The sequence below is a fragment of the Stenotrophomonas sp. SAU14A_NAIMI4_5 genome, from assembly GCF_003086795.1.
Classification (GTDB): Bacteria; Pseudomonadota; Gammaproteobacteria; order Xanthomonadales; family Xanthomonadaceae; genus Stenotrophomonas.
In genome coordinates this window covers 1,053,241-1,068,847 of sequence record NZ_CP026003.1, presented here as the reverse complement: position 1 = coordinate 1,068,847, position 15,607 = coordinate 1,053,241, and the positions used below count along the sequence as shown (strand labels likewise).

Genomic DNA, 15,607 nt, shown 5'->3' with positions numbered 1-15,607 from the left:
GTCCTGCGCTACACGAGCTAGCGGCTGACTGCCGACTTGCAGCTGTTCAGCTTTTCGACCAAACCGGCGAGATTAAATTCGCGGATAACTTCCCAGTCGTGTGGCCACTGATAGGCGCCTACTAGCAGGACTCGCCCTCCGGATCGGATCTGTCCGGCAAGTGCTTGAGCTCTGTTGCCGCTAAGACCATCGACCTCTGAAATTGCCCGATTCTTGTCCACGCGGAACGTTGTGCTTTTGCCAGGAAAATCACCACCAACTACTCCTACCGAAAAACCTTCTTTTGAGTGATAGAAGAACATCGGATATGGCATGCGATCGGTTCTAGGGGTCACATGGCAGGACTTGGCGTCCGTCATCCGATCGGTTTCATTCACTACCGCCCAATCTGTCGCTGGCGCGACGGCGAACTCGATGCCGAAAGCCTTTGCATCCTCCGCTTCTATCTCTCCGGCGTTTCGCAGATAGACGGATGAGCAGTCCTCAACCAGCACCGCCCTGGAGCGGGTTCCTGCATCCGGGCCGATCTTACCCTTCTTCCCCGCGTATTCATCAAATGGAATACTCTCAAATCCATTCACGGTGTTTGAAAAGTGCTGGAACCCGTATTTTCGATAGATATCATCGCTGGAAAATGTGAATTCCAAACCGCTAAACGACTGGTAGTCGCAGTATTTCCCCGTGTAGGGCGCTGGACCTTCGTTCTGACTCTGTGCGCGCTTCCAGATAGGCTGCAATGTGCTTTCCTGGGCTAGTAGAGGATCCACTGGCGCGAGGGCACACGCAATGAGGAGGGGGATGCGGTACTTGTTCATGAACCGTCCTTGATGAAAAGTGCCGTCATTCCATCATCCTGCCGGTACTTCTTCAAATTCCATCGTACCGGAGAAGTAGTTCCGGCTGATGTTCTCGGCGCTCGGCAGCTGTGTCGGGTAGCCATAGATGGCCGAACGCGCAGCCAACGCTGGGTTGAACGCCTTCGTAGCAATGTCCCTGTACTGGGGAACCACGCACGACCGACGACGCCCGGCCATCGCCGCAGCGACAGTCTCCCAGTCCACACCACCAGCCAGACCGGCGGCGCGGACAATCTCGGTAGCCCTTCCGGACAGGTTGCACGTCATGCGCCGATACAGCGCACCATCCACCGTGTTCAACTGCCCGCCCTTGGTCCTGATGTGGGCGCTGCTGTCGACCAGCACCACGCCCCAGCCGTCGCTGATTCCAACATCGACCGCGCGGAAGATTGCGATCTCCCCTATGTCGACGTTAGTGTCCGTCGAGACGATCTCGACCGACACCACCGACACCGCCGCTGTTCCTTGAGGAAAGAGCCAGGCGCAGACACTGCCATCCGGTAGCTTGATGGTCGTACCGACTGCGCCGGCGGCACGCACCTGCACGCCGGCCGGCACGCTCAAGCCGAGGACAGCCACGATGCCCGGCACGATGGCCTGCGCTAGCGTGACCGTGATCGCGAGGGAGCCGGAGCGCCGGATGCGCGATGCGCGCCCCGGCTTACCGTCGAACAGCGCCGAGCCCTGATCGGACGTGAGCCAGGTTCCGCCGGTGAGGGTGGCAGTCGTAACCGCCGGCATTCCAAATCCAATAAGCACGCTGCTACCCCCACACCGTCATCACCACATCACCCGTGGCAGGGTTCCGCTCCACGCGGCGCACCAGCACCGGCTTGCCGTCGGCCAAGCCGTATCGGCCGTACGTCAGGCGGCCGACCTGTCCAGGCAGCGGCGCCAACTGCTGGTCACCGCGCACGGTGAACTGGTAGAAGAAGCGCTGCTGCCGGTAGATGCCCACCACCCGATCGATCTCGGCCTGGGCATCGAGAGAACGCCAGAACAGCGATATGACCGGGTCGGCCGCATCGGCCCTGCGGTAGTGCGCGTCCAACGGACCGGCCGCGTACACCTGCCCTCGGTACAGGGCGGTCAACTCGTCGCGCCGCGCCTGCGGCACGTCAACCACGTCGGTGACCAGGTCCGACGTCCCTAACGCCTGGGCATTGGGGCGATAGGCCATCCGCCGCGTCAGGTTCGGGGCATCATCGGGGACGCCAACCAGGTCCGTTGCCATGTCCGCCTCAGACAGCTCAAACGCCATCGGGCCGGTGAACGCCTCTGGCGCCACAACGCGGACAAACCGCAGCACACCGGTTGCGTCCTGATAGCAGCCAGTGCCGAAGCTCGGGAGCATCGCGTTTAACGCGTCGCGGCCGGTGACCGCCGAGCCTGCGTAGTAGCCGATCCCGGCATAGCCGGTGGCAGCATCCACCGCCTGGCAATCGGCCAGAGACCATGCCCCACTCCCTAGGCGGCCCATCACATCCGCGACAGCAGCAGCGAGCGTGGCCGGTGCCATGGCGGGCCCGATGCTGGACATGTCTACCACCACCGGCATTACCGGCGGCGACTTCATCAGAAGCTGCTGGCCATCCGGCGATACGCTGAACGTGCCCGCCTCCATCTGGTCGCCACGGTCCATCACCGCGTCGAGGTAGACGCGCCCATCCGCGACGAACATCGCCGTAGCGTCCGAGTTGCCGCCTGCCGCCGGAACACTGGCCACGGCGCCGATCACCACCGGCTGAGGCTTCCAGGCCAGCGACTCGACGTTGGGGAGGAATACCCCGCGGTTCAAGGTCAGCCCCAGGTAGTCGTGGGCATCCCGCAGGTGCAAGGTCTTGCTGCCGTCGTCGTTGATCTCGATCTGATCGATCGCGCAGCGGAACACCGGCGCCGCGTCGGCCAGCATCCCCGATTCATCCACCATCAGGATCCGCACCGGCTCGCCCGAGGCACCCGACAGCGCCATGGCGTCCAGAAGCCCCTCTGCGTCGGCAACGACGCACTGTGCCGCGGCCGTCTGCGACACCGGGTCGCCACCCCAAGGCCAGAAGCTCAGCTCCTGCACCAGGTTGACGCCCTCGGCAATCAGCCCCTCAAATCGTGCGTTGGCAGGGCTGTCGCCCGGCGCACTGAGCCAATCAGCGTCGGCCAGCCGGATTGGGGCGACGGTCACAGCATCCAGCCGCCAGCCGGCAGCTGCTGCCTCGCTTCGCGGTGCCCACTGGCCAGCGTTCACCGCCACGCACAAGCCCCCGGCCTTGGTGGCGGCCAACCCCGCAGCGAAGTGCAACGGACCGCTGAGCAATAGATCGCGCTGGTGGACCATTGCGCCGTTAACGTACAGCTGCAGGCGCGACGGGCTACCGAAAGCGATGCGCAGCCCGACGATATCGCCATGAAGTACGGCAGGCAGGCCGGTGGCGATGGCGCCGATACCCTGCAGCAGGCGCCCGGTAGCCAGCTCCCAGCCAATGCCGTTGGCGTTGGAACCCGGCGACTGGCTGAGCGATGCGGCCGGGGTTACAAACCCCACGACCGCGGCGAGCGCGTCATCGCCCCACACGGCGAACTCCACCCCTACCGTGCCGCTACCCAGCGCGAAGTCGGACCGCGCGCACCTGGCGCCGTTGGCGGCGGCTGTCGTGGCGAGTGTCAGGCCCCCGTCGCGCGCAGCGAGCAGAGGGCCAATGGGGAGCGCCGAGAAGCGCCCGAAGGTTTCGGCCATGGATCATCCAAGTGATTCAAACCAGTCATGCGCCTCGTCATCGTCGGAACGCGGCACCAGCGCATCCAGGTAATGCTGGAAATCTCGCTTGGTGCCGGCCTGGCTATGCGATGCAGTGATGTACGCGGCGAAGGCAGCGGGCTTGAGATGGAGGCTGACGGGGTCGATGGGGTTCCGCTTGTGGAACTCCCACCACTCCAGAAACTCGCGCCGGGACATGGTCGCCTGCAGGTCTGACACCGTGCGACGCAGGTGCCAGGCGAGGACTCTCCAGAACCAGTCCTCGCCACGCTGCCTTATCCGTTTCCCGCGTCTGCCTGGGCCTGGGCGGCCTCGTCACCGAACCCGGAGTGCTTCATGGCCACGCGCTGCAGCTCCGCAGCCACCAGCGGCTTGAGCTGGGCGGCCTGCGCCTCGTCCATGACGGGCTTGCCGTCCTCGTCGCAGATGGTTGCTGCGATCAGCTTGGCGCGATCCGCTTCACCCCACAGCTTTCGGAACTCGGCATCCGGCAGTTCGCGCACGTGGAACTGGGCCTTGTTGCCGTTGGGCAAGGTGATCGTGTCTGCATGCACGTCCTTGGAGGCGAACATTCCCAAGCTGGTGAACGATTGCAGAATGCTGGTGCGCTGCTCCGGCTGGGCTTCGGTGGTTTCGTTGGTCTTGCTCATTGGCCGTTTCCTTGAATGGCGACAGGACGCGCGGGCCGCGCACGGCTAACACACGGAGTTTCCGCGCGCCCCGTCAGAGAAATGGCCCGCCGCAGCGGGCCATTCGTTTGCAAGCCGTTGCCGACACTTACGGGCCGGCGGCGGGCCGGTTGGTCTTGACCGCACCCGAACCACGGATGGTGATCGTTGCCTTCCAGACATCGTTGTCCTGGCTGGTCACCGCGAAGTTCTGCACGAACCCATCGAACTGCTTGGAGAGCACCGTGGTCGGCGGCGTGATCTTGCCGGCCACCGCCACCGGCTTGGCGACGCCCTCCGTCTCACTCAGAGGTGCCGTCACCAGCCAGTTCACGTTCGCGCCGGTCTCATGCAGCTTCTCGATCTTCTCGTGATCGACGCTGTCGTAGATGATCTCGATGCTGGTGCTGCCGGTCTGCTTGCGGCCAGCAACGAACTGATCCCAGTCATCGTCGTAGTCGGAAATATCGATCTCCGACGCCTGGCCATCGGGGAAGCCGACCGAGCGCAGACGGGTCACCTTTATGACCTCGGTCAGGGCGATGGCGACGAACAGCTGCGAATGCTTCGACTTGATTACCTGTCCCATAGGGATTTCCTTGTGATGCGCCCGTCGCCGGGCATGAAAAAGGCCCCTTGCGGGGCCGCTGGGTTGCTATTGCGTGGATCAGCGCAGCTGCAGCAGACGCACGTCGAAGGAAATGCCCATCGCGTCGGTGTCATCGCTATCGGGCGTCGGGTTGTACGACTCGATGCTGCCCACGCGCTCGACCACGTCGCGAATGGCAACGGCCACGCCGTTGGCCTGACTGAGGCTGTCACCCCATACGGTCAGCCGGACACGCCATCCGTCGGCCGGTGGCGCTTCGGACAGCATCGCAGTGGGTGAGCCGCCGACCACATTCCACGTCGCGTAGGGAAGCTCCGTATCTTCGGGCGCACTGCCAGGCCATAGCCTGACGGGATCGCCGAGAAGCCGCCGGACCTCTTCAGCACCCTGCAGCAGCGATTGAACCAGAGGAACCATCATCGCCAGCCATCCTTCATCAGTTGCTTTTCGAGTGCCGACCACGTCTCGTCGATGACCACCTGTGCAGCCTCCGGGCCCTTGGATTCGCCAGCGGGCGTCAAGAACGGCGAGGCCCGCATCTTCTTCGTCCCAAACTCAACAAAGCGCCAGTAGTAAGCCCACCCCGTTTCCTGGTAGACCTTCCCAGCGCGGCCCTTACGCCGGTTTCGTTTGGTGTTGGCGAACTTGCGACGGCGGCCAGTCTTCACCCCAATGGTGAAATACTCTCCGCCCTGCCCGACGCCGGCTCGGTGCCGCGTCTTGGCATTGGCCCGGCGGGTGACGATCTGCGAGGCCATGAACCCCGATGCTCTCGGTGCCCTGCGCCTTGCGTCATCCCTGATGATGTTTCCGCCCTTGCGCATTCCGGATTGCACGGCCCGGCCTTGGATTGCCTTGGGTGCCTCGCGTAGCGAGCGCAAGAGCCCCTCCAGACCGCTGATAGTTACTTGCTCAGCCATTGGTCAACCCCGCCACGGCGATGATCGCCATCTCACTGCCGTCATTGCTAGGGGCGATACTCTTGATGTCGAAGTTCCGACCCCGGAATACGATTCGCCACTGCGGATCAACGTTTCTCGGCCGGATATCGAACCGCACCTGCTCCCTATAGCGCTCCGCACCTGCAGCCACAGCCTCCGTTGTCGCTGCAAGGTTGTTGATCGCCTTCGCCCAGATGGACACGACCTCAACCCATGTCGCTTTGTCCGGACCGCCCAGCTGGTCGCGCGTCACGGTCTTGCGCTCAAACCGGATGCGATGCTGCAGGTCCCCATCTTGAAGCGTCATGGCATCATCACCCTTCGATAAGGGCGCAGGAGACTCCTGGCGCCCAGGGGAAGCTCCACCGCCGTAGATCCAACGACCACGTCTGACCGATTCGCGTACAGATGGCCGATAGTGAGCAACACCGCCGAGACAATGCTGGGGTTGACGACCGCCCCGTGGACGCTTGCCTCAGCGGCCTGCACGGCCTCCTGATAGGCAACTTTCGCAATCCGAATGGTCGCGGCGCGCTCCTCGTCGCTTTCGATGAAAACCGCATCGGCCAGGGCCTGATTCCTGGCAACAGTTGCTTCCCTCACTGATGCCGGGTACAGCGCCCTCGCAGCTGCCAGGAGATCGGCACTCTCGTAGACTTTGCGATTGAGGTACGCCTGCGCGGCGTCGATTGCGCCGGCAATAGCATCCTCCAACTGCTCCACCGGATAGTCCGCCTCCACCCGCACATGCGAGCGGGCCTGTGCGATAGAGACGATGGCCATATCAGTCCTTCTTGCCCTCGGCCAGTGCAGCAGCCAACTTCTCCACGCCCCAGCGCTTGTCGAAGGGGATGCTCGCCGCTTCCAGCTTCACGATCAGAGCAGCCTTGTCGCCGGTCGGCGTCTCATCAGCGCCCGCCGCTGGAGCGACGGTCGCACCAGCGGCAGTGGCCTTCTTCTCGTCCGCCTCCGCCGAAAGGCGCTGCACCACTTCGGCGATTGCCGATTCGCGCGTGGCCACACTCAGAGCGTTCCAGTCCGCGGCAGAAAGGCCCGAGGCGCCATGCGCGAGCTCAACCACTTCGCCAAGCAGGACCTCGACACCCTCTTCGAAATGGAACTTTGCAGGCTGCAGATCCGATCCCAAGAGGATCGTCGCAGGCGCCGGGCTCAGCGTAATCGCGCCGACGGACAGCGCACCGGCTTCCAGCTCGGGCGGGCACGATTCACCGGCAACGAACTGGACAGGGTAGATCTCGCCTTCCGGCACTCCACGGAAGGGCTTGATGAATTTGGCCATTGCGGCTCCCAGATCAAAAAATGGAAACCGGGCGGCGCTATGCCGCCCGGTCGCTGTAGGCCCGATTACTCGGCGATCTTGAGGGCGCGCATCGGCTCGGGGTTGTGCACACCGCCGCCCACGCGCTTGGTGGTGTAGAACATCACGTACGGCTTGTTGGTGTACGGATCGCGCAGCACCCGCACGCCCTTGCGGTCGTACACGGTGTAGGTCTGCTTGAAGTCGCCGAACAGCACCGCGGTCGCGTTCGCGGCCACATCCGGGATGGCAGCCACGTCCTGCAGCGCGAAACCAGCCAGGGTGGACGGCTGACCCGCCACCAGCGACGGCTGCCACAGGTAGTTGCCCTGCGCGTCTTTCAGCTTGCGGACCATGCCCTGCGACTTTCGGTTCATCGCGAACCTGGCGCTGGCGGTGAATGCGGACGGCAGGTCGTAGACCAGGTCCAGGATGCTGTCACCGTTGATGCCCGCAGCGACGCCGCTGTTCACAGCCTTGATGGCGCCGAACGGATGCTTGGCCGAGTTGGCGCCGCCTTCCACGTAGGTCAGGATGCCGAACGGCTTGTTGACTCCGTTGCCCGAGAAGAAGGCATCACCTTCCTGGCGGGCAAACTCCAGCTCCACTTCGCCGGCCAGCCAGGCCTCCAGGTCGATCTCGGCATCATCCAGCAGCTGCTGGGTCGCGGCCGGATTGGCATAGATCTCGCCCCAGCCGAAACCGAGGGGACGCAGCTTGGACGTGCCGGTCTCCGGTCGGGCATCTTCCTCGCCCACCCAGCCCGAGGACGTGCCCCCGGTGTTGTAGAGCTTGGTCAGGCCCGAACCCGAGCAGGGCTGGACGTTCGCCAGCTGACGCATGTCCGAGACGATCACCAGACGGTCGGTGATCGAGCGGTCCCATTCAACCGGCGCCAGGTAGCCACCTTCGTCGGCGGCGCCCTTGTTGAGGGCGGACTGCACTTCACCCTTGCGGAAATGAGCGCGGAACGACTCGGTGTATTCGGCATCGGCAACACCACTGCCGGCGCTGCCGCCACCCATCTGGAACGCGGCCATCTGGGTGTTGGCCTGGTCCACGGCCGCCTGCAGGCGGGTGATATCGGCGTTGATGTTGTCGACCTTCAGGGCCTGCAGCGCGTCAGCGTTGCCCTTCTTGATCTCGTCCAGCTGCTTGTTGTGCTCGGCCTTGAAGTCGGCGAACGCCTTGTTCAGGCTCTCCACCAGCGCTTTGACGTCCGGCTGGTTGCCGCCGTCGGCGTGCACGGAAACGAGGCCGCGCGGGATGCGGCCGTGGGTCATCTTGGTCATGTGTCGGCCCTTTAGGCTCTGAGGTTGTCGAGAAGGCCCTGCAACAGGGCCGAGGTTTCGTTGTCGCTAGCGCTCGGCGTAGCGGATCCGGCAGCGCTCGGCTTGCCGTTGAACAGTGACTTCAGGGTGTCGCGTCGCATGGAACGGGAGTGCCCAGCCTTCGCCATTGCCGCCTCGACCAAGGCCAAGGCCTTGCGCCCACCAGATGCCTGCTTGGCATCCTTGGTCGCGGCTGCCCCGTCCAGAAGGCCATCGGCAAAGCCATCGTCTACCGCCTGGGCGGCGCCGATCCACGTCTCTTCGTCCATCATCCGGGCAGCTTCGGCTTCGGAGATGCCCGTGCGGGCGGCGTACACCTTGGCCATGGCCGCGTCGAACGGCTCCAGCAGCTTTGCTGCGTCAGCCATATCGTGGCGATTGCCGATGGCCACTGCCCAAGCGTTGTGGATCATCAGGAACGCCCCGTCGCCCATCAGGATCTCGTCGCCAGCCATCGCGATCACCGACGCGGCCGAGGCAGCCAGGCCCATGACCTGCACGGTCACACGGCCGGGGTGCTCACGCAGCAGGTTGTAGATCGCAACGCCTTCGAAGAAGTCGCCACCGGGCGAATTGACGTTCACCATCACGTCTTTATCGCCAATGGCTCGCAGGGCAGCACTGATCCGCTTGGCGGTGACGCCAGTACCCTCCCAGTTCTCGCCGATGGAGTCATAGATCGAGATGCTATTCGCGTCGTTGCCGGCGGCCCGTACTTCGGGCTCCCAGCGCTCCAGGGCGTCGGGACGCATGTCGAACTGGGCGGCGCCGAGTCGTCGCTCGGCTCGGATTTCAGGCAGCTGCCGAAGGCTCATTGCTCTTTCCCTTCTGTGTCATGGGGTTGACCAGGTCGTTGGCCCCGGGCTGATCCGATTCCGGATAGTCGAGAAGGTCGCGGACCTCGTTCTGCGTGTGGAACGGCGCCGTGCCGCCCGCGCCGAGAGCGGCCTTGAAGAACTCCGCCTGATCCTTGAGCGTGCCGCGCATCAGCGCCCGCACATTGAACTTCGGTTGGAAGCGTTCCAGGTCCCGCTCGGCGATCAGCGAACGCGCGACGGCCTGCTCCCAGTTGGTGAAGTGCTCCAACATCGTGTACTGCAGGAAGAAGATCCCCAGCTGCTCGATGCCTGTGCCCCAACTGGTGTCACTCAGGAAGAGCAGCGGGCGTGGAACGCCGTACAGCCTGGCCACTTCCTCCACCTGCGCGCTGCGGTTCTCGACGTGCTGGGCCTCTTGCGCGGTGCTGCCGAACTTGTTTGCCTTGGCGTTCTCTTCCAGCAGCATCCAGCGCTGCGCGGCAGCGGCACCGGAATACTCGGTGTCCAGGGAGTTGCGCATCCGGTCATACGCCACGTCACTGAGCGCATTCGGCACCTCGATGGCGCCGCCAGCCATGTTGCCGGTCTCAAAGATCCGGCTCGCCGCATGTTCCGCATCCAGTGCCAAGCGGATGGCCCGGTCTGCCAGTTTCATCCTGGACAGGCTGGTCACACCGTCCACGGACAGATCCCGGATGTGAAGCACTTCCTCCTGCTTGAGGATTACCTCGCCGCGCTTCTTGCTGTTGTACCGGTAGATCATCCGCCAGTCGTCGCCGAGCTCAGCGCGAACCGCGAGGGAGTCCAGCGGTATCAAGTGGATCGGCCTGCCGGCCGACCAGATGATTCTCGCGTAACCATCTCCGTGCCGTTGGCGGGCCAGCTCCATCTGCCGCTTGAACTCCAAGGGCGTCTGCCATGGATTCGGCTTGATCTTGAGCAGACGGTGCGCGGGGTGCTCGGTCGCAATCCGCTTCTTCCCGCCCGACTCAACCAGATTCAGCGGCAGCATGCCGATGGTCCCGCAGATCAGAGACAGGCACCTCAGCACCGCCATGTTGCGTAGCTGGAAGCTGCCACCGCCATGACCGCCACGGGACCGCATGAACTCCAGCAGGGCGGGATCATTCATCCCGGAGAAGTGACCGGCCTCAGCGCGCGCGCCAGGCGTCGAAGGTGACTCAGTGGCCGCTGGCGGGTTCCAGTACCGGTCCAGAGACGCCAGGGCTTCGGCGTTGAAACGAGACATGTGGTTCCTTATAGGAATCTGATGCCGCGGCTCTCGTACACGGAGGGGCCACGAGCAGATGGATTGAGTGCCATCAACGAAACCGCGTTGAACAGCGCCATCAGCGGGTCGATCTTTGCCGTGCCGCTGACCTGCTTGGTGATCGTGATGGCGTTCCCGGCAGGAACCACCTTTGCATTGCTAACGCACCACGCCATAAGCGGCTGGCCGGCGTGGATCAGGTCGCCACCGGCCAAGGCGCGCTCGGTCGTCTTGATGGCGCCATTGAGCTTCCAGCCCTGAGACACCGCTACGATCTGCTTTAGATCGACCCCGCGGGACTCCGTGGTCAGTTCGTCGACAATCGCACCGATGCCGGCCGGATCAACGCCGATGGCGTTCTCCTCCGGCATCAGTCCTGCTGCTTTCATCTTGCAGATCGCATCAGCGACCTGGTCAACATCCTGTCCCGGCAGCTTCACAATTGTCAGGTCGCCTGCCGCCTCAAACTCTTGAAGCTTGGTGACAATGTCCTTGCGGCGCTGCAGAACGATCTCATGCGCCCATGCGTGGGCCCAGGCCAACCACTTTCGCGTTCCGCGCTCACGTCCGACAGCAACCAGACCCAGAAGATCATCGAGGCCGCCGCCGTCGATTCCGCTGGTGACAACCTCGCAGCGCTGTAGCAGGTCATCCAGTGTTGCCACGCGTTCCGGCTTGGCCTGCTGCAGCCAGAAGTCAGCTCCGGCCCAGCGGTCCGAGCGCAGGTTCAGCCCTACCTCGACGTTGGCATGCTTGGCCAAGAAGCCCCGCAGGGAATGCTCGCCAGCTTGGTCGGCCTTCTCGTACTCACGTCGCAGGAACTCCGAGTCCACAGAGACCCCGAAATTGGGGTTCACCAGCGGCATGTTCTCCAGCTTCAGGTGATCACCTGCGCTGACCATTTCCGGCGGATGCTCGTACAGCACGGGCAGCGACTGGGGATCCAGGATCTTTCCGTCGCGCACGTCCCGCATACGCTGCAGGTCCTGTCTGAACACGCCAGCCGGTGGCTCGTCGGACTGAGTCGTCAGTTTGATGACGATCCCTTCAGGCCTTGAGGCCAACCCACCGACTGCCTCGCGAAACATCGCCTCAGCATTTGGCCGCTTGCCGAAAAGCCATTCCTCGTCGATCAGAACCCAGCTCGCCTTCTTGCCACCGACAGTTTCACTGTCTGCGGCAACCACCTTCAGGGTGGCTCCCATCGTTCTATGGGTGATGGTGCGCACATGGTCCTGCACATGGAATAGCTCGGACAGGTCGTCATCGACCTTGATCATGTCCCGCGCTGGAGCAAACGCGTTGTTCGCGATCTCCACCGTAGGCGCCAGGATGATCATCTCAGCCGACACGCGCCAGTTCAGGATCAGCGCGGTCACCATGATCCCCGCCGCCAGCGTGGACTTGCTGTTCTTCTTGGGGATAAGCATCAGCACTTCGCGAATCAGCCGACGCCCTGTCTCAGCGTCGTATGCGCCGAAGATGGCCGCGACGAAGTCGAAAACCCAGGACTCGCATGCCTCACCAAAGGTCGGGCTGCCGGGCGCATCGACGATACGCAGCTGCTTGAATACCGCCAGCGCCTCCTGGGCCTGAACGGGATAGATCGGTGGCGGGATGATCGACCGTCCGGCCACCAGCCTCTCGGCCCAGTCGGGGCATGCGGTCGTATAGAGCGGCACGCCCATATCAGTTCATCCTCGGCCGGGGTGGCGCAGAGGGGGCGAATCGGCCCGCCACCGCCTCGGCCTTCTTTTGCCGCTCCTCCTTCTTGCCGCCCTCACCCTTCTTCGCGTGGGTATAGGGCAACGCAGCAGAGGCAGCCTTAACCTGAATAGCCGTAGCCGCGACCTGGCCAAGGGCGATCCGCTGGAGCAGGGTGAGCATGTCCGTCTCTTCCTGCTCGACAGCGACAGCCTTGGTGCGCTTCAAGGCACCGCCTTTCGGCTGGACCTCCAGCTGGACCTCTACCGCAGCGGCCTTCTTGGCCGGCCCCGCGGCGGCCTTCGTATTTGCTGATTTCTTAGGCGGCGCGGGCGTTGAAAGCTTTGGCTTTCGACCGGCGCCAGGCCTTGCGCCACCTGCGTTCTTACGCGCGCCGCCGCTCTTGCCTTTGACACCTGCCATTTGCTGATTTCCATTCCTGCGGGATTTTTTTCCACGCGTGCGGGGGGACGCGGTCTAGGTCCGAATCGATCCCATACTTTTGGTGCCCCTCCCGTACGGAAACGACTAACCCTCGTGGAACGTCCGCCAGAGGCGGCTTGCTCAGGCTGGTTTCACGCTCGCGAAGCGCCCCGCTCGAGCCTCTGTTTGGCCCCGTCGTGGCAAGGCTTGCAGAGCGGCTGGTGGTTCTTCGGATCCCATAAGAGGCGGTGATCGCCCCGATGCGGGGTGATGTGGTCGACGACCGAGGCCGCCACCACTCGTCCCTGCGCTTCACACATCACGCACAGCGGATGCGCCTCAAGAAAGCTCGCTCGATATTTCTGCCAGCGGTATCCGTAGCCACGTTTGGTGCTGCTCGTCTCGGTGCCGCGCCAGCTTCCTGGGGTCACGCTCTTGATGCGCGTCGACACTGCGCTGATGCGCGGAGAGACCGTGCGTAGGCGAGCCATCAGTAGGGGTTCCCGTCCAGGTCGAGGCGCGGCGGCTCAGTCCCCTCGTCTTGGACTGGCACGCCGGCCTCTTCACCCAACAGCTGTGCAACTGCTTGGACCAGCAGGCCGACGTGCATGCCAAGCTCCGCGATCTGCTTACCCTGCTCCACGATGGTGGCGTGCTGTTTCTCTGCTAGAGACAGCAGTTTGTCGAGCCGGTCATCCCCCACGATCCACCTCGATCACGGCTTGGCAGGCACGAACCTGGTCGTCGGCGTCTCGTCCGACTTGAACAACAGCGCCCGCAACCTCTGCTCGTAGTTGGGCTGCCTGGTCACGTTCGACGGCGCCGGCGACGGCTTGGGACAGGAGGCTGGTGCTACAGGTGGCGAGGTCGTCGCGCAGCTGGAGACGACCATCGCGCAGGTCAGCAACAACAGCAGCAGGGACGGCCTGGGCCGCAGTGCGATCTTCTTCATGCTTCGCTCCGATGGCGGCCATTTCGTCGGCCTGCTGGTGTTCGACCGCGCGGGCCTGCTGTTCAACTTGTAAGGCTTGCTTACCGGTTGCCACCTGGCTCAGGGCCTCGCTGCCCTCGGCACGATCACCGCGCCACGCCCAGCCTGCACCGAACATGGCAGCGGACCAGAGGACGAACGCGGCGAGCACTGCTGCAGGATGCGTCATGACCGGTCCTCGCACATGGCGCGCTCAGCAGCACGGCGGTTGGCCAGCCCCTGCACGCGCTTGCCACCCGCGTAGACCCAGCGGTCCAGTTCGGCGCACCAGATCGCAGTCGGCTGACCGTCGTTGATCTTTCGCACCAGCGTCGAGTTGCAGGCTGCCGCCACGCCGACGTTGTAGGTCCAGCTCAGCACCGCCGCCCACTGGCGTTCGCCGAGCGGCACCTTGATGCATTGGCTGACTCCAGCCAGATACACACCGAGACGGCTGTTCAGCTTCGCTGCGCATTCCTGCTCGGTGTAGACCGGTTTGTCTGCACGGCTGGTGTCGCCGTAGCAGTGCGTGGCTACGCCCACAATGTCGATGTAGGGGGTGGGCGACCAGTTCTCCCAGGGCTTTACCAGCGAGGCCGCGGCCAAGCTGATGACTGCAGCGGCGCTTACGCCAATCAGTTTCGCCTTCATGCCTGAGCCCTCTGCCGCCACTCGCGGATCCAGCGCCACCCGAGGTAGCTGATCTGACCGACCAGGTAGATGATCGTCAGCACCACCACCACGCGGTCGAGGTTCGCACCTGCGGCAACCGCGCTGGCCACCGCTGCCGGCGGCGCAGCCTTCACTGCAGCACCCGCGGCAGTGCCAATGATTTCGTCCTTCATGGTGGCCCCGTTGCTTGTCCGGTTCGGCATATGCCCCTCCCGGTTGATAGGTGCCCGCCCCTAGCGCCGGCTGGGCACGAGAGTTAGTCCGGCTGGGACGCGGGCAAAGAAAAAGCCCCGGCTGGCCGGGGCTTGCGATTGGATGGTGGCAAGAATGCCCGCTTTTTCGATGACCTAGGAAGTCATCGTCACGCGGCCCTGGACAGGGCCTTGCTGAACTCAGCGGCAGCGCGCGACTCAGCAGCGCGGAAGTTGGCCAGCATCCATTCGTAGACCGGCCGCCAGAACCGGCTGTATGCCGAGCAATCCGCGCCTATGGACGTGCCGCGCTTGCGCCCACTGAACGGCTCGCGTCCGCTCCCGCCGCAGCGCGGGCATTTCAGCACCCCAGCAACTGCCGGATCACGAACCACCCTCTTACCCTCGCAGTCCTGGCATTCGCAGCTATCCACCATTTCACCGATGACGGCTCCCGCCAGCACGCCAAGCTGTTCCATGGTGTTGTTCGGCCACGCCGCAGCGCGCGCATCTTCCAAGGCCTGCTCCGTGCGCCGCAGTTCACGGCGCTGCACATCGGTGGTCTGGCCACCACCCCAACCGATGCTTGCCTTGGCGATGCCGAAGTTCGTCCTGGCATCTGCGAGGGCATGCATCTGGCGCGTAAACTCAGGCGCCACCAGGCCGATCACTTCCTGCCGCAGCTGCTCGCGGCGGCGCGCTCCACTCTCTGGCCACCACAGCGCCTCCAGCAGTTCGCGCCCAAGCCCGTGCTGGACGAACGCCAAGGCGGCCAGGATCTCCTGCGTGGACGGCCCCACAGCGCTGCCGTCATAACTCATTGCCTTCGGCCCCGTCCCGCTGGACAGCAGCTCGCGTGCGTCTTTCATCCCCTTCCCCTTAATCGATCTCGTCGGTTGATTTCGCGGCGCAGCGCGCGTGATCGGCGCAACGCCTGCTCGGCCTCCCCGCGCTGGTCCGGTGCCGTCCACGCCCGGTTCCATCGCATTTCGGCTATCTCCTGCTGGAGGCTGCTCAGCAGCTCCAGCGCCTTGTCGTCATAGCGGGTCAGGTCCATCCAGCCAGCTTGTTCCCCTTGCGTC

General features: G+C 63.9%; 23 protein-coding genes. All 23 read right to left on the bottom strand.

Translation table 11 applies throughout. The features are described from left to right. Positions 1–17: 17 nt before the first annotated feature. The gene (locus C1925_RS20900) at positions 18–815 is read right to left on the bottom strand and encodes a hypothetical protein (RefSeq protein WP_159097485.1); all 798 of its coding nucleotides are present in this window, start codon (positions 813–815) and stop codon (positions 18–20) included. A gap of 33 nt (positions 816–848) precedes the next feature. Next, a complete protein-coding gene (locus C1925_RS05025; RefSeq protein WP_108767942.1) occupies positions 849–1,598 on the bottom strand; it encodes a hypothetical protein in 750 nt (249 codons plus the stop codon). 22 nt (positions 1,599–1,620) lie between these two features. After that, positions 1,621–3,588, bottom strand: coding sequence for a hypothetical protein (locus C1925_RS05020; protein ID WP_108767941.1), 1,968 nt, complete (start codon positions 3,586–3,588; stop codon positions 1,621–1,623). A gap of 3 nt (positions 3,589–3,591) precedes the next feature. After that, complete coding sequence (locus tag C1925_RS05015) at positions 3,592–3,807, bottom strand: hypothetical protein (RefSeq protein WP_108770621.1); 216 nt, start codon at positions 3,805–3,807, stop codon at positions 3,592–3,594. Between the two features lie 77 nt (positions 3,808–3,884). Further along, a complete protein-coding gene (locus C1925_RS05010; protein WP_108767940.1) occupies positions 3,885–4,259 on the bottom strand; it encodes a hypothetical protein in 375 nt (124 codons plus the stop codon). Between the two features lie 127 nt (positions 4,260–4,386). After that, entirely contained in the window at positions 4,387–4,866 is a 480-nt protein-coding gene (locus C1925_RS05005) for a phage tail tube protein (protein WP_108767939.1), read from the bottom strand. Between the two features lie 78 nt (positions 4,867–4,944). After that, positions 4,945–5,307, bottom strand: coding sequence for a DUF3168 domain-containing protein (locus tag C1925_RS05000; RefSeq protein WP_108767938.1), 363 nt, complete (start codon positions 5,305–5,307; stop codon positions 4,945–4,947). Further along, positions 5,304–5,807 (bottom strand): HK97-gp10 family putative phage morphogenesis protein, encoded by a 504-nt coding sequence (locus C1925_RS04995; protein WP_108767937.1) that lies wholly within the window; start codon positions 5,805–5,807, stop codon positions 5,304–5,306. The genes C1925_RS05000 and C1925_RS04995 overlap by 4 nt, the downstream gene beginning before the upstream one ends. Then, positions 5,800–6,135, bottom strand: a complete 336-nt coding sequence (locus tag C1925_RS04990; RefSeq protein WP_108767936.1) for a phage head closure protein — start codon at positions 6,133–6,135, stop codon at positions 5,800–5,802. Before C1925_RS04990 ends, C1925_RS04995 begins: the two co-directional genes overlap by 8 nt. After that, positions 6,132–6,611 carry a head-tail connector protein gene (locus C1925_RS04985; protein WP_108767935.1) on the bottom strand — a complete coding sequence of 160 codons (480 nt, stop codon included), beginning with the start codon at positions 6,609–6,611 and terminating at the stop codon, positions 6,132–6,134. Before C1925_RS04985 ends, C1925_RS04990 begins: the two co-directional genes overlap by 4 nt. A gap of 1 nt (position 6,612) precedes the next feature. Then, a complete protein-coding gene (locus tag C1925_RS04980; protein ID WP_108767934.1) occupies positions 6,613–7,128 on the bottom strand; it encodes a hypothetical protein in 516 nt (171 codons plus the stop codon). A 65-nt stretch (positions 7,129–7,193) separates the two neighbouring features. Next, entirely contained in the window at positions 7,194–8,438 is a 1,245-nt protein-coding gene (locus tag C1925_RS04975) for a phage major capsid protein (protein ID WP_108767933.1), read from the bottom strand. 11 nt (positions 8,439–8,449) lie between these two features. Then, entirely contained in the window at positions 8,450–9,292 is an 843-nt protein-coding gene (locus tag C1925_RS04970; protein WP_108767932.1) for a head maturation protease, ClpP-related, read from the bottom strand. Beyond that, complete coding sequence (locus tag C1925_RS04965) at positions 9,270–10,544, bottom strand: phage portal protein (protein ID WP_108767931.1); 1,275 nt, start codon at positions 10,542–10,544, stop codon at positions 9,270–9,272. The genes C1925_RS04970 and C1925_RS04965 overlap by 23 nt, the downstream gene beginning before the upstream one ends. Positions 10,545–10,552: 8 nt before the next feature. Further along, positions 10,553–12,253 carry a terminase large subunit gene (locus C1925_RS04960; RefSeq protein WP_108767930.1) on the bottom strand — a complete coding sequence of 567 codons (1,701 nt, stop codon included), beginning with the start codon at positions 12,251–12,253 and terminating at the stop codon, positions 10,553–10,555. Between the two features lies 1 nt (position 12,254). Beyond that, positions 12,255–12,692: a hypothetical protein gene (locus C1925_RS20895; RefSeq protein WP_159097484.1), complete on the bottom strand. Its 438-nt coding sequence runs from the start codon at positions 12,690–12,692 to the stop codon at positions 12,255–12,257. Positions 12,693–12,844: 152 nt separating this feature from the next. Continuing rightward, positions 12,845–13,144, bottom strand: coding sequence for an HNH endonuclease signature motif containing protein (locus tag C1925_RS04950; RefSeq protein ID WP_254051389.1), 300 nt, complete (start codon positions 13,142–13,144; stop codon positions 12,845–12,847). A 38-nt stretch (positions 13,145–13,182) separates the two neighbouring features. Beyond that, positions 13,183–13,395: a hypothetical protein gene (locus tag C1925_RS04945; protein ID WP_108767927.1), complete on the bottom strand. Its 213-nt coding sequence runs from the start codon at positions 13,393–13,395 to the stop codon at positions 13,183–13,185. Next, positions 13,385–13,852: a lysis system i-spanin subunit Rz gene (locus tag C1925_RS04940; RefSeq protein ID WP_108767926.1), complete on the bottom strand. Its 468-nt coding sequence runs from the start codon at positions 13,850–13,852 to the stop codon at positions 13,385–13,387. Before C1925_RS04940 ends, C1925_RS04945 begins: the two co-directional genes overlap by 11 nt. Next, positions 13,849–14,313 carry a lysozyme gene (locus C1925_RS04935; RefSeq protein WP_108767925.1) on the bottom strand — a complete coding sequence of 155 codons (465 nt, stop codon included), beginning with the start codon at positions 14,311–14,313 and terminating at the stop codon, positions 13,849–13,851. Before C1925_RS04935 ends, C1925_RS04940 begins: the two co-directional genes overlap by 4 nt. After that, positions 14,310–14,507 carry a hypothetical protein gene (locus C1925_RS04930; RefSeq protein ID WP_108767924.1) on the bottom strand — a complete coding sequence of 66 codons (198 nt, stop codon included), beginning with the start codon at positions 14,505–14,507 and terminating at the stop codon, positions 14,310–14,312. Before C1925_RS04930 ends, C1925_RS04935 begins: the two co-directional genes overlap by 4 nt. Positions 14,508–14,695: 188 nt before the next feature. Next, the gene (locus C1925_RS04925) at positions 14,696–15,394 is read right to left on the bottom strand and encodes a hypothetical protein (protein WP_108767923.1); all 699 of its coding nucleotides are present in this window, start codon (positions 15,392–15,394) and stop codon (positions 14,696–14,698) included. Then, a complete protein-coding gene (locus C1925_RS20890; RefSeq protein ID WP_159097483.1) occupies positions 15,391–15,582 on the bottom strand; it encodes a hypothetical protein in 192 nt (63 codons plus the stop codon). The genes C1925_RS04925 and C1925_RS20890 overlap by 4 nt, the downstream gene beginning before the upstream one ends. Between the last annotated feature and the right edge of the window lie 25 nt (positions 15,583–15,607).